This window comes from Arthrobacter sp. 01T425, from assembly GCF_056398725.1.
On record NZ_JBFTPY010000023.1, the window covers coordinates 13899 to 27196 of the forward strand.

Genomic DNA, 13298 nt, shown 5'->3' on the forward strand with positions numbered 1-13298 from the left:
TCGCCGAAGTGTTATGCAGTCCAAGGCTAGGCACCAGCGGTTTCGGCTGTGTTTCCTGCCGGTAAGCGTCGCGAGAACTGTGGGCGGATGGCAGTGCAGTTGCGGCTTCCGGCTCGACTTTCCGGGTCGCCGTGGCGACGGCCACAGCCTAGCGGCGCACCAGTGTCCGCAGGAGTTTCAGCGCCACGGAGATCGAGGCGATATCCACTTGGCCCGGTTTGGTCACTTCCGCGAAGGTGTCCTTGATCCGTGCCAGCTGCTCCTGGTGCCCGCGTTCCCAGGCCACGATGCGCTCCACGGCATCGGACGTGCCGGCGTCGGTGGCATTCAGGCCCTGGGTTGTCGCCATTACCGAGACGGTCATGTCGGCTACGGCGGAATACACATCGTCGCGCAGGGCTGCCCGCGCGAGAGACTCCCAGCGGCTCTGCCGGGGCAGGTCGGTGATGCTGAGCAGTAGGTTCGCGGCGCCGATGCGCTGGAACACCGCGTAGTACAGGTCAGCAATAGTGGGGATGGGTTCGCGCACCTGCTCGGAGATCAGGGAGATGTCCAGCAACCCGAAACTCTCCAACAGGTCCGAGGCGCGCAGGCCCAGCTCCCGGGGCATCCCCACGGCGGCCCAGTGCGCGAGTCTGTCTTCCACGCGGTCCAGGTCGGAGCCGCGGAGGTAGTCCAATGTTCGGGTCCGCAGCAGTTCCAGGGTGGGCATGATCCTGTCCACGGCCGCGGCCACGGGCTGGTCGCGATGGTCATGCGTCACGTACCATCGCGTGGCCCGGTCGAGGATCCGGCGCATGTGCAGCGTCGCCTCGGCGACGTGTTCGGTGGGATATCCGGCGGGGAGTGCGGCCAGCCGGGTGACGATCCACGGCAGGTCGTAGGCCTCGCGCGCCACCACAAAGGCCCTGGCAACGGCGGCGGCGGTGGCAGTGGTTTCCTCGATGGCACGGAAGGCGAAGGTGATTCCGCCGAGATTGATCATGTCGTTGGCCACCACTGTGCACACGATCTGGCGGCGCAGCGGGTGGTCCGCCAGCTCTGCTTCAAAGCGTTCGGACAGCTGGCGTGGAAAATAGCCGCGGAGCACGCGCCGGAACCACGGGTCATCGGCAAGGTCGCTGGCGGTGAGCTCCGCTGCCAGTTCGATCTTTGCGTAGGCGGCCAGCACCGACAGTTCCGGCGCGGTCAGGCCCTCACCTGACCGCAGCCGTTCCCTGAGTTGTTCGTTGCTTGGCAGGCCCTCCAGCTTGCGGTCAAGGTCCGTGGCGTTCTCGAGCCAGTCCATGGTCCGTTCGAAGCCCGGGCTCCATTCCCGCACCAGGTGCCGGTCGTTGAAGAGCAGGACATTCTGGTCCGCGTTGTTGGCCAGCACAAGGCGGGCCACCTCGTCCGTGAGGGAATGCAGGAAGCCGGCGCGTTCCGGCGACGGCATCTTTCCCGCCGCGATCATCCGGTCCACGAAGATCTTGATGTTTACTTCATGATCAGAGCAGTCCACGCCGGCTGAATTATCGATGGCGTCGGTATTGAGCAGGACGCCTGCCAAGGCGGCCTCGATCCGCCCGAGCTGCGTGATTCCGAGGTTCCCGCCCTCGGCGATGATCTTCGCCCGCACCTCATTGCCGTTGACCCTGACGGGGTCGTTCGCCTTGTCGCCAACCCCGGTGTTGGCCTCTGATGAGGCCTTGATGTAAGTTCCGATGCCGCCGTTGTACAGCAGGTCCACGGGCGCCCGGAGGATGGCCTGAAGCAGAGCGTGTGGCGGCAGGGACACGGTGCCCGGCTCCAGGCCCAGAGAGCTCCTGACCTGTTCAGTGATGCCGATGGACTTGGCCCGGCGGGAATGGACACCACCGCCCCCGCTGATCAGTGCTGGATCGTAGTCCGCCCAAGATGAGCGGGGGAGGGCAAAGAGCCGCCGCCGTTCCTCGAACGAGGCCCCCGCATCCGGCGCCGGGTCAAGAAAGATGTGGCGGTGATCGAAAGCCGCCACCAGCCGGATGTGGCGGGAGAGGAGCATCCCGTTCCCAAAGACGTCGCCGCCCATATCGCCGATGCCGGCAACTGTGAAGTCCTCTGCCTGGCAGTCCATCCCGAGTTCGCGGAAATGCTGTTTCACCGATTCCCAGGCCCCGCGGGCCGTGATGCCCATCTGCTTATGGTCATAGCCCACGGTCCCGCCGGACGCGAAGGCATCGCCCAGCCAGAAGCCGTACTCCGCTGCCACCGCGTTCGCAGCGTCGGAAAATGACGCTGTTCCCTTGTCCGCCGCCACCACGAGGTAATAGTCGTCGACGTCGTGCCGCACCACTCGCGCCGGAGGCACCACTGTTTCGCCGTGGGCGGTGGTGACCAGGTTGTCGGTGATGTCCAGCAGCCCGCGGACGAAGGTCCGGTAGCATTCCAGGCCCTCCGTCAGCCAGGCGTCGCGGTCCATGGCCGGGTCCGGCAACTGTTTGGGATAGAAACCGCCCTTGGCGCCGGTTGGCACTATCACCGAGTTCTTCACGTTCTGCGCCTTGACCAGGCCAAGGACCTCGGTGCGGAAATCCTCGCTCCGGTCGGACCAGCGCAGCCCGCCCCGGGCCAGTGCCCCGAAGCGCAGGTGGACGCCTTCCACGCGGGGCGAGTACACCCAGATTTCATATTTGGGACGGGGAAGCGGGGCACCCGCGATCGCGGAAGGGTTCAGTTTGAAACTCAGGTGGGGCTTCGCCTGGAAGTAGTTAGTGCGGAGCGTGGATTCCACCAGGTTCATGAAGGTGCGCAACAGCCGGTCGGCGTCGAGGACGGGAATGTCGTCGATCGCGGCCAGCAGATCCCTCCGAGCCGCGTCGGTGTCCCCGAACCGGCGTGCCGCCTCCAGCTCGGGATCGAACTTGGCCCTGAACAATGCCAGGAGCGCGTGGGTAGCCCGGACATTGACCAGCAGCGTATCGGCCATGAAGCCGTAGGAGGTCGTTGTGCCCAATTGCTGCAGGTACTTGGCATAGCTGCGCAGGATTGCCGCCTGGCGCCATTCGATGCCCTCCCGGAGGACGAGGCCGTCAAAGCGGTCCGATTCTGAGTCCCCACGCATGGCAGCTCCGAAGGCATCCCCCAGCAGCCCGCTGGTGCGGGACGGATCCACGCCGGCCGGGTAGCGGACGCCAAGGTCATAGAGGAACAAGGCCCGGTCCCTCCCGCGCACCACATCGAAGGGCCGTTGGTTCAGCACCTCCAGTCCGAGGTTGTGGAAGAACGGCAGGATCCGCGTCAGGCTGTGGGCGGTGGTCAGGTAAAGCCGGATCCGTGCGTCTTCGGCCAGCGTCGGGGAGGCGTCGGTGCGGACATAAACGGCCAGCTGAGGATCGTTCAGCGGTCGCCCGCCCGTGCCGTCGAGATCGAACCGCTCGAACGTATTGATGTCCTCGACCGCGTCCTCGACCTCGAAATCAGCCCGGTAGCTGGCCGGGAAGGCGGCGGACCACAGCGCCGACAACCGGCTGGCCTCCGCCGACGGCAACCTGTCACGGAGCGCTTCGTCCAGGCCCTGGGCCCACGTCCGCGTTGCGCTGACAACGCTCCGCTCCACTTCAGCGGGATCGACGTCGGGCATCCCGCCGGCGGGCAACAGTATCCGGAAGAACACGCGGGCCATCGGGGATTCACTAAGCCTGACTTCGAACTCGAGCGAGGAGGACCAGAAAGCCTGTTTAAGCTCGTGTTCAATCCGGAGGCGGACGGCCGTGCTGTACCTGGGCCGGGGGAGGAACACCAGCGCGGTCATGAAGCGCCCGTAGCTGTCAGCGCGCAGGAACACCCGTGTCTGGTGGTGGGCCTGCAGGCGCAGAATCTCTCGGGCAAGCCCGGAAAGTTCATCCAGGTCCCGGTGGAACAGCTCGTCCAGGGGGAAGGACTCGAGGACGGTGAGGAGCTGTTTGCCAGGGTGGGAGGCCTCGGTAAAGCCGAAGCGCTCCTGGATGGCGCGTACCTTGTCCCGGATGACCGGGATGCGCCGCACGGACCGGCCCGTGGCACCCGGGGCGAAAAGGCCCACAAACCTGACTTCTCCCGTGGCCTCCCCGGCGCTGCCGAAGGTCCGGACGAGGATTTCATCCAAGTAAGCCGGGCGGGGGACGGAGGATCTCAGATCCGAAATGGAGATGGTGAGGACCTGCGAATGGGGCAGCCCCGTAACAGGCTGGCGGGCCTCCGGCCGCCCGTCCCTGAGCAGGCCCAGCCCCGCGCCGGGCAGCAACGACACAACATCCGGGCCCTCCGCCGTCGAGTATTCATATTCGCTGTATCCCAGAAACATGAAGTTGCCGCGGTCCAGCCAGCCCAGAAGCTCACCGAGCTGCTCCGGAGCCGGAACCGTGCCGGCGGGCAGCAGGTCCAGGGAGTTGATGGTGCGGGCGAGACGGGCGTGGATGGCTGGGGTGTCATCCGCGACCAACTGGACGTCCGCGAGGACACGCCGCACGTTGGCGGTGAGCTCCGCGATGGCCCGTGACCCCGGCATGCGGCCTATCTCTGCCGCCACCCACGTTTCTGATCTCCACCCCGGCGGGACCTGGACGGTGCCGGCCGCCGCGGCACCCGGGACGCCGGCAATTGGGCCCGTCGGTCCGGACTGCGAGGACCCATGCCGTACTTCCATCAACCGATCAGTCCGCGGATCCCGCCGCACCAGGAAATTGGGATGCACCAGTAACCGAATGGACTCGTTTTGGCGGGCCAGCTCCGCAGTAAGCGAATGGATCAGGTGCGGAATGGCGTCGGCAACCACCAGCAGGACGCTGGCGTCGCTTTCGTTCAGGATGTCGACGGCCGCCGTGCCTGCCGGACGGCCGTCCGCTAGTTCCGCATGGTGCCTGGAGCGCTGCTCCAGGTTTTCTGGACTGTAGCCTTGGAGGTCCTCCGGCGCAGCGTGCTCGTAGTACGCCGCGAGGAACTGGTCATCGAAGCCAGGGAAAACGTGGCCGGGCGCATGCCCCGGGTGTACCGATTTGCGTGACATGCCCCTGCGCCTCCACTGCGCGGGCTCAACCGCATGCCGCGGCCGACCATCCTGTCCCCACGCCTGTCTTCATCATCGCCGCGTTCCCGTGAGCAGTCCAGACCCGGTACGCCCCGCCGGGACGGCCTGTACGCCCGCCGGGGACGGACCGGCCCGCTACGCCGGACGGCCGGTGGGATCCTCCGCCGTCGGATCCGCCAGTACCAGTCCGCCCACGGGACTGTCGTCCCAGTGGATGAGTTCCCAGCCGTTGGCGGGATCGCCTTCCAGCGCCACGATTCCGGTGTTGTCCAGCACGTGCCTGATGGCAAAGTCCGGTTCGATGTTGTCCGCCCGCAGGCCGGCCCACACCCGGATGGCTGCGCCGTGGCTGACCACGGCCACGGATCCTGAGCCCCCCGCCCCGTTTGTCCGTCCCGCTATTTTGGCGATCGCGGCGTCGTAACGCTCAAAGAAGTCCCGGCCGCTGGGACCGGCAGGCATCCGGCGGTCCAGCTCGCCGTCCGCCCACGAAAAAATGGTGCCGATGTACTGCTTGTGCGATTCGTGGTCCGTGCGCTTTTCCAGCGACCCGGCCTCGATCTCGTGAAGGCCCTCCAGCACCTCGGTTTCCAGCCCGTGCACCCGGGCGAGCGGTGCCGCTGTGATCTGCGTCCGAACCAGGGTGGAGGCGTACAGGGCAAGGATCCGCTCGTTCGCCAAGGCGCGGGACAACGTCTCGGCCTGACGCTCGCCGAGTTCGGTCAGCCCGGGCCCCGGGTGCGCCGTGTCCAGCTGGCCCAGCACATTGCCGGGCGTCTGGCCGTGCCGGATGAGCAGAAGCCTCATTTGAGGTGGTCCACCAGCTGGTCCGCGATGCCCGTGTACTTGCCCGGGGTCAGCGCCAGCAGGCGGGCTTCGGCGTCGGCGGACAGGCCGAGGCTCTGAACGAATTCCTGCATCCGGGCGGCATCCACGCGCTGTCCGCGGGTCAGGTCCTTGAGCCGCTCGTACGGGTTTTCCATGCCGTCGACGCCGGCGATGGCCTCGGCGCGCATGACCATCTGGATGGCCTCGCCGAGGACTTCCCAGTTGGTGTCCAGGTCCGCGGCCAGCACGTCCTCGGCAACCTTGAGCCGGTCCAGGCCCTTGGCAACGTTCGAGATGGCGAGCAGCGAGTGGCCGAACGCCACACCGATGTTGCGCTGCGAGGAGGAGTCGGTGAGATCGCGCTGCCAGCGGGAGGTGACCAGGGTGGAGCCGAGGACGTCCAGCAGGCCGGAGGAGATCTCGAGGTTGGCCTCGGCGTTTTCGAAACGGATCGGGTTCACCTTGTGCGGCATGGTTGAGGAGCCCGTGGCGCCTGCCACCGGGATCTGCACAAAGTACCCGATCGAGATGTAGCTCCAGATGTCGGTGCAGACGTTGTGCAGGATGCGGTTGAAACGCGCGACGTCGGCATAGAGTTCGGCCTGCCAGTCATGGCTTTCGATCTGCGTGGTCAGCGGGTTCCAGGTCAGGCCGAGGCCTTCGACGAAGCCCTTGGCGACGTGCTCCCAGTCGGCGCCCGGGACGGACGCGACGTGGGCGGCGTAGGTGCCGGTGGCGCCGTTGATCTTGCCGAGGTATTCGGTGCGGGCGATCCGGTCCAGCTGCCGGTTGAGCCGGTGCGCGATGACTGCCAGTTCCTTGCCCAGCGTGGTGGGCGTGGCGGGCTGGCCGTGGGTGCGGGAGAGCATCGGCACGGCGCGGTTTTCCCCGGCCATGGCGCTGATCTGGCCGACGAGGGCGCGGGCCGCAGGCAGCCACACGTCCTCCACGGCCCCCTTGATGCCCAGGGCGTAGGAGAGGTTGTTGATGTCTTCCGAGGTGCAGCCGAAGTGCACCATGGCGGTCAGGTGATCGATTCCGATGCCGGGCAGGCGGCGGCCGATGTAGTACTCCACGGCCTTGACATCGTGGACCGTAACGGCCTCGATCTCGGCGAGTTCGGTGACGGAGGCGGCGTCGAACTCCGTGACGATCGCACGCAGTTGCTCCTGTTGTTCCGCCGTGAGCGGTCCGGCCCCGGGCAGGACGCTGTTGCCGGTCAGGTGGATCAGCCACTCGACCTCCACAGCCACGCGGTCGCGGTTCAGGGCAGCCTCGGAAAGGTAGTCGACCAGCGGCGCGACGGCGGACTGGTAGCGGCCATCCAGCGGGCCGAGCGCGATCTGGTGGTCGGACGCGGCGAGGGCCAGGCGTCCGGACGGCGTGCGGGTATCAGCTGTGGCGGCAGTTTCAGGCATATGGCGATTCTTTCACGAAGTGCCGCCGGGCCTTAAGCGCCCCCGTCCTTATGACATTGCCGGATGACATTGCCGGCTGGCAGCGCATGGCGGTCCGGACGTTGTCCACATAGCCGGGCGGCTCTCTTCAGCGGGCACAGGCCGCCCCGCTAGCGTCGGTTCATGGGCAGCTGGATGAGGCAGGTCACTGGGATGAGGCCGGGGTGAGGCCGGGATGAGGCCGGTCAACGGGATAGCACCGGGACCGGCGGGCAGTGTGGCGGTGCAGGACATGGCGGTGCAGGATATGGCGGTTCTTGGCGTGACGGCCGCCGACGCCCTTGAGTGCGCTTCGCGCAGTTATGAAGTCCAGCAGTTTGCTGCGCGCGTTGCGCGGTGCGCCGATGAGGCTGATGCGGTGCTCGCCGCCCTCGCCCGCCTTGAGCTGCAGTCGTGGCAGTCACCGGCCGGCCGCGCCTACCGTGTGGCCTTGTCCCTGCACGCGGCGGCGCTGCACCGAAGCCGGGATGCGCTGCTCGATGCTGTTGCCGTGGTGCTCCGGCATGCCCGGAACGTGGCGCAGCCCACGGACCAGATGGGACCCTGATGGCCGAGTCGAGTCCGGCGGGCTCCGGCGGCGGCCCCGGGGTTTCCGCGCCGCCGCGCGACGGCAGCCTGCTCATCCGGGGCGGAATCGGCGGGGTGAGCTTCCAGTTTGAGGAGCTGCTGGCGGGTGCCGCGGCACTGGACGGGCTGGTGCGGCAGCTGCAAATGGTTGAGGCGGAGGCCGACACCGTCCGGCAGGCACTCTTTCCCTACCAGTCCGACTCCTACACCAGCGGCAGCAACGCCATCATCGCTGTGGGGGAGGCCGGCCGGGAGGTCGGACGCGTCCGGTCCCAGCTTCAGCGGATCGGCGACGACGTCCGCGCCAGTCACCGCGAATACGAATACGCCGAAGCCCGGAATGCCCTGCTGCTGCGCATGGGACTGCACGGCTCCGAGTACGGCGCAGCACCGGAGCCCTTCGCCCTGCCCGGGGTGCGCGGCACTGTTGAAGGCTGGGTCGCCATGGCGCCCCGGAATCTCGCCGTGCTGCTTGGCCTGCCCTGGCCTTTGGCCGCCGTGGCCAGCGCCCTGGCCGGGCCCGCTGACGTCCGCCGCCTGGTGCGGGACGCCTCGGAAGCGCCGGGGCTTGTGTTCCTCAAGCCCCGCCCCGTCAGCATCGTGGGCCGGGAGACGTTTACGGCCGACGTCGACCTCTCACCGGCCGGGCTGCTGCGGCGGGCCGGGGCAGTGGGAGAGCAAGGCGGCCGGATCGAGGTTATCGAGGTCGACGGCGGTTCCCGGCCAGCGTGGGTGGTGATCATCCCCGGAACCCAGCAGGGCGCCCTGCCGGAAGGAACCAACCCCTTTGACCCCGCCGGAATCGCCGAGGCCCTGGGCTATGACTCGGCGTCGACGGCGCAGGCCATCAGGGAGGCGTTGCGGCAGGCCGGGGCCGAGGCCGGCGATCAGCTCGTGGCCGTCGGCTACAGCCAGGGCGGGATCCACGCGATGAATCTCAGCAAGGACCGTGCTGTCCTGGCCGAGTACGACCTCAAGTTCGTGCTGACCGCGGGCTCGCCGGTGGGCGGGATCAGCCCCGCGCCGGGGATCCGCAGCCTGCACCTCGAACATGAGCAGGACTGGGTGCCGGGGGCGGACGGACTGGCGAACCCGGACACCAGGGACAGGGTGACCGTGACCCTCACCAACCCGCTGGCGGTGCCGCCGCCACAGGATTTCGGCCTGGGTCCCGGGCACCGGTTGGAGAATTACGCTGACGGGGCCGCGCTCGTCTCCGCGAGCCGGGACAACACCCTGCAGGACTCCACCGCGGCACTGGCCGCAGTGGTGGGGACCGGCGGGGCGGCGTCGGTGACCAGGTTCTCGCTCCGGCGCGAGGCCCGGCCGGAACCGCGGGCAACGCCCGCAACCTCTTCGGGCACGCCGCGCGGCACGGGCGCTTCTAACGATCGAGGGCAGGAAGGAAGCTCGCCACGAGGGACACCAGACTGATGATGATGGCGGCGAACACGGCAGTCCAGAAGAACGAGTCGATGGTGAAGTGCACAGTGGTGTAGCTGCTGATCCAGGAGGTCAAGTAGAGCATCGCGGCGTTGATGACCACGGTGAACAGGCCCAGGGTGAGGATCGTGATCGGCAGCGAGAGGAGGCTGACAATGGGCTTGACGAAGGCATTGACCAGACCGAAGATCAATCCGATGAACAGGTAGCCCAAGATGATGCTGATGGTGCCGTCACTCTGGGTGGAAATATCCAGCCCGGTGAGGATCCAGCAGGCGATTGCAAGGGCCAGTCCGTTGATGATGACTCGTACGATGATTGAGCGCATGGCCCCATGCTGTCATACGCCCGGCGGCGACGGCAGGGACCATATTCCCCATGTCAGCAACGGTTATCCCCTACGGACAGCAATCGGCTCCCGCAACTGCGGCAGCGACCCGAAGTAGGCTAGTTGGCATGACTTCATCAGAGAATCCGGCCGGGGGCATCAGGCCCCGTCCGGTGGTAGACCTCCTCCCCCGCTACGCGGCTGGAAAACCCCCCGTTCCCGTGGAAGGCCTGACCAGCTACAAGTTGTCCTCCAACGAGAACCCGTTGCCCCCGATCCCTGCAGTGCAGCAGGCCATCGCGGCGCAGACCGATTTCAACCGCTACCCCGATCCGCTCAGCAGCAGGCTGCGTGAAGCGCTCGCCCGCTTCCTGGATGTTCCCGCCGAGGACATCGTCACGGGCGCCGGCAGCCTGGGCGCCCTGAACCAGCTGCTGACCACCTTCGCCGGCCAGAACGACGACGGCAAGGCCGACGAGGTCATCTACGCCTGGCGCTCGTTCGAGGCCTACCCGATCTGCGTCGGACTGGCCGGCGCCGAGAGCGTCCGGATCCCGCTGACATCCGACGGGCGGCATGACCTGGACGCCATGGCCGCCGCAGTGAGTGCGCGGACCCGGATGATCCTGCTGTGCACGCCCAACAACCCCACCGGACCCATCCTGACGGCCGAGGAAACGGAGCGCTTCATCCAGGCCGTTCCGGCCGACGTCGTGGTGGTCATTGACGAGGCCTACCAGGAATTCGTGCGCGCCGGCGACGCCGTGGACGGCATCGCCATGTACCGCAAGTACCCCAACGTCGTCGTCCTGCGGACCTTCTCAAAAGCGCACGGCCTCGCCGGACTCCGTGTGGGCTACAGCGTCTCCAGGCCCGAACTGACGCAGCACCTGCGCGTCAGTGCCACCCCCTTCGCCGTGTCCCAGATCGCGGAAACGGCGGCCGTGACGTCGCTCGAGCACTTCGCCGATGTTGTAGAAAGGGTACAAAGACTGGTGGACGAACGGGACCGGGTCACGGCGGGACTGCGTGAGCTCGGGTGGTTCGTCCCGGAGGCCCAGGGCAACTTTGTCTGGCTCAATCTGGGCGAAAACAGCGCGGAATTTGCCGCCCTGGCGGCGGAACGGGCGCTGTCCGTACGGGCCTTCGGCAACGAGGGCGTCCGGGTCAGCATCGGCGAAACGGAAGCCAACACCCGTTTCCTGGAGCTCTGTGCGATCTATACAAAACCGCCGCGGCGTTCCTAGCGCTTAACACTGCGCGCTCAGGCCGCCCCGTGCGGATAAAGTAAGGACCAGTAAGCCAAAATATATGCCGGACCTGGAATGTATTCCTGGTCCGGCATATATCCCAGCGATTGCGGCGCATTCGGATGCGGCAAGCAAGGAGACGGTATGGGCGCCACACATCTGCCCTCTACCGAGTTCGACGGAACCGGGATGGATGACCAGCTCGAAGCGGAGGCCGAGGCCCAACTGGGTGCCCCGGCCGAGCCGATGGTGCAGTTGCTGGACCCGGACGGCACCCTGGGCTCGGACCCGGTTTTCTCAAAATACGCCGAGAAGCTGGACCCGGGCACCCTGCGCGGCTTCTACGCGGATATGGCCAAGATCCGCCGCTTCGACGTGGAGGCCACCGCCCTGCAGCGGCAGGGCCAGCTGGCCCTGTGGGTCCCGCTCACCGGACAGGAAGCCGCCCAGATCGGCTCCGGACGGGCCAGCCAGCCGCAGGACTACATCTTCCCCACCTACCGCGAGCACGGCGTGGCCCTGACGCGAAACGTGGACCTGGCCGAGCTGCTGCGCCAGTTCCGGGGCGTCTCCAACGGCGGCTGGAACCCGAAAGACACGAACTTCCACCTCTACACGCTGGTCCTGGCCGCCCAGACCCCGCACGCCGTCGGGTACGCCATGGGCATCCAGCGGGACCAGAAACTGGCGGCCGCCAACGCCGTCGCCAGCGGTGAGGCGGGACAGGCCGTGGAGCCGAACGCCGCCGTCATGGTGTATTTCGGCGACGGCGCCAGCTCCGAAGGGGACGTCCATGAATCCATGGTGTTCGCCGCTTCCTACCAGGCGCCCGTGGTCTTCTTCTGCCAGAACAACCACTGGGCCATCTCCGTGCCAAGCTCCGTGCAGACCCGCATCCCGCTCGCCAACCGCGCCAAAGGCTACGGCTTCCCCGGTATCAGGGTGGACGGCAATGACGTGATCGCCGTCCACGCCGTCACGGAATGGGCGCTGGAGCGGGCCCGCGAGGGCCATGGGCCCGTACTCATCGAGGCGTTCACCTACCGGGTCGGGGCGCACACCACGGCCGATGACCCCACCAAATACCGCGCATCCGCCGAAGAAAGCCTCTGGCGTGCCAAGGACCCGCTGGCCCGGCTGGAGAAGTATCTCCGGGCCCAGGGCCTCGCGGATGACAGCTTCTTCGAGCAGGTCAAGGCCGACGGCGACGAGCTCGCCGCCTATGTCCGCAAGACCACCCACGACCTCGAAACCCCGGACATCCGGACCGCCTTCGCCAACACCTATGTGGAGGCCCACCCGCTGGTGGCCGAGGAACTGGCCTGGTTCGAGGAATACAGCGCAGGGTTCGCCGATGAGGTGTCCGCCGATGAGGCACGCACAGCCGAGACAGACAGGGCGGCCCGCTGATGACCACCATGACCATTGCGAAAGCCATCAATGAGGGTCTGCGGGCCACGTTGAACAACAACCCCCGCTCGCTGCTGATGGGCGAGGACATCGGGGCCCTTGGCGGCGTCTACCGGGTCACCGACGGGCTGATCGCCGAATTCGGCGCCGACCGCGTGGTCGATACCCCGCTGGCCGAATCCGGCATTATCGGCACCGCCATCGGCCTCTCCCTGCGCGGCTACCAGCCGGTCTGCGAGATCCAGTTCGACGGTTTCGTGTTCCCGGGGTTCAACCAGATCACCACCCAGCTGGCCAAGATGCACTCGCGCAGCAACGGCAACCTGACCGTTCCCGTCGTCATCCGGATCCCGTACGGCGGCGGCATCGGCTCCATTGAACACCACTCCGAATCGCCGGAGGCACTGTTCGCCCACACGGCCGGGCTGCGCATCATCACCCCCTCCAATCCGCACGATGCCTACTGGATGATCCAGCAGGCCGTCGACTGCCAGGATCCCGTGATCGTCTTCGAGCCCAAGCGCCGCTACTGGCTCAAGGGCGAGGTCGACACCGAGACCCCGGGCGCGTCCGCTGACCCCTTCAAGGCGCATGTGCTCCGCGAGGGCACCGACGCGACCGTCGTCGTCTACGGCCCGCTAGTGCCCGTGGCCCTCGCAGCGGCCGAGGCCGCCGCCGAGGACGGCCACAGCGTCGAGGTGATCGACCTCCGTTCCATCTCGCCGATCGACTTCGACACCGTCACGGCCTCGGTCCGGAAAACCGGCCGGCTGATCGTGGCCCACGAGGCCCCCACATTCGGCGGCATCGGCGGCGAAATCGCCGCGCGGATCAGTGAGCGGGCGTTCCATTCACTGGAGGCCCCCGTCATCCGCGTCGGGGGATTCCACATGCCCTATCCCGTGGCCAAGGTCGAAGAAGACTACCTGCCGGACATCGACCGCATCCTTGAGGCGCTCGACCGCGCCCTGGCGTACTGACGAGGACCC

9 protein-coding genes are annotated in these 13298 nt (G+C 67.1%); 5 read left to right on the forward strand and 4 right to left on the reverse strand.

Features of this window, described 5'->3' with window-relative positions; all coding sequences use genetic code 11:
• Positions 1–148: 148 nt before the first annotated feature.
• From AC1DNG_RS19365 to purB, 3 genes are all read right to left on the reverse strand, one after another.
• Complete coding sequence (locus AC1DNG_RS19365) at positions 149–5005, reverse strand: NAD-glutamate dehydrogenase (protein ID WP_476888035.1); 4857 nt, start codon at positions 5003–5005, stop codon at positions 149–151.
• A gap of 156 nt (positions 5006–5161) precedes the next feature.
• A complete protein-coding gene (locus tag AC1DNG_RS19370) occupies positions 5162–5833 on the reverse strand; it encodes a histidine phosphatase family protein (RefSeq protein ID WP_476872278.1) in 672 nt (223 codons plus the stop codon).
• Positions 5830–7272 carry an adenylosuccinate lyase gene (gene purB / locus AC1DNG_RS19375; RefSeq protein ID WP_476888036.1) on the reverse strand — a complete coding sequence of 481 codons (1443 nt, stop codon included), beginning with the start codon at positions 7270–7272 and terminating at the stop codon, positions 5830–5832. The genes AC1DNG_RS19370 and purB overlap by 4 nt, the downstream gene beginning before the upstream one ends.
• 271 nt (positions 7273–7543) lie before the next feature.
• On the opposite strand from purB, the gene AC1DNG_RS19380 reads away from it, so the two are divergent.
• Both AC1DNG_RS19380 and AC1DNG_RS19385 read left to right on the forward strand, forming a co-directional pair.
• Entirely contained in the window at positions 7544–7858 is a 315-nt protein-coding gene (locus tag AC1DNG_RS19380) for a hypothetical protein (protein WP_476888037.1), read from the forward strand.
• Positions 7858–9312 (forward strand): hypothetical protein, encoded by a 1455-nt coding sequence (locus tag AC1DNG_RS19385; protein WP_476888038.1) that lies wholly within the window; start codon positions 7858–7860, stop codon positions 9310–9312. The genes AC1DNG_RS19380 and AC1DNG_RS19385 overlap by 1 nt, the downstream gene beginning before the upstream one ends.
• On the opposite strand, the gene AC1DNG_RS19390 is transcribed toward AC1DNG_RS19385, so the two are convergent.
• On the reverse strand, positions 9263–9649 hold the full coding sequence (locus AC1DNG_RS19390) for a phage holin family protein (protein WP_028277592.1): 387 nt from the start codon (positions 9647–9649) through the stop codon (positions 9263–9265). The genes AC1DNG_RS19385 and AC1DNG_RS19390 overlap by 50 nt on opposite strands.
• Positions 9650–9777: 128 nt before the next feature.
• Between AC1DNG_RS19390 and AC1DNG_RS19395 the strand changes: the two genes are divergently transcribed.
• From AC1DNG_RS19395 to AC1DNG_RS19405, 3 genes are all read left to right on the forward strand, one after another.
• Entirely contained in the window at positions 9778–10896 is a 1119-nt protein-coding gene (locus AC1DNG_RS19395) for a histidinol-phosphate transaminase (RefSeq protein WP_476888039.1), read from the forward strand.
• A 147-nt stretch (positions 10897–11043) separates the two neighbouring features.
• Entirely contained in the window at positions 11044–12309 is a 1266-nt protein-coding gene (gene pdhA, locus AC1DNG_RS19400) for a pyruvate dehydrogenase (acetyl-transferring) E1 component subunit alpha (protein ID WP_476888040.1), read from the forward strand.
• Positions 12309–13289 (forward strand): alpha-ketoacid dehydrogenase subunit beta, encoded by a 981-nt coding sequence (locus AC1DNG_RS19405; RefSeq protein ID WP_090582226.1) that lies wholly within the window; start codon positions 12309–12311, stop codon positions 13287–13289. Before pdhA ends, AC1DNG_RS19405 begins: the two co-directional genes overlap by 1 nt.
• The last annotated feature ends 9 nt before the right edge of the window (positions 13290–13298 follow it).

Bases quoted from the DNA above. Each gene is read 5' to 3' on its own strand.
- AC1DNG_RS19365 (WP_476888035.1), bottom strand. From the start codon at position 5,005: ATGTCACGCAAATCGGTACACCCGGGGCATGCGCCCGGCCACGTTTTC.
- AC1DNG_RS19370 (WP_476872278.1), bottom strand. From the start codon at position 5,833: ATGAGGCTTCTGCTCATCCGGCACGGCCAGACGCCCGGCAATGTGCTG.
- purB (WP_476888036.1), bottom strand. From the start codon at position 7,272: ATGCCTGAAACTGCCGCCACAGCTGATACCCGCACGCCGTCCGGACGC.
- AC1DNG_RS19380 (WP_476888037.1), top strand. From the start codon at position 7,544: ATGGCGGTGCAGGATATGGCGGTTCTTGGCGTGACGGCCGCCGACGCC.
- AC1DNG_RS19385 (WP_476888038.1), top strand. From the start codon at position 7,858: ATGGCCGAGTCGAGTCCGGCGGGCTCCGGCGGCGGCCCCGGGGTTTCC.
- AC1DNG_RS19390 (WP_028277592.1), bottom strand. From the start codon at position 9,649: ATGCGCTCAATCATCGTACGAGTCATCATCAACGGACTGGCCCTTGCA.
- AC1DNG_RS19395 (WP_476888039.1), top strand. From the start codon at position 9,778: ATGACTTCATCAGAGAATCCGGCCGGGGGCATCAGGCCCCGTCCGGTG.
- pdhA (WP_476888040.1), top strand. From the start codon at position 11,044: ATGGGCGCCACACATCTGCCCTCTACCGAGTTCGACGGAACCGGGATG.
- AC1DNG_RS19405 (WP_090582226.1), top strand. From the start codon at position 12,309: ATGACCACCATGACCATTGCGAAAGCCATCAATGAGGGTCTGCGGGCC.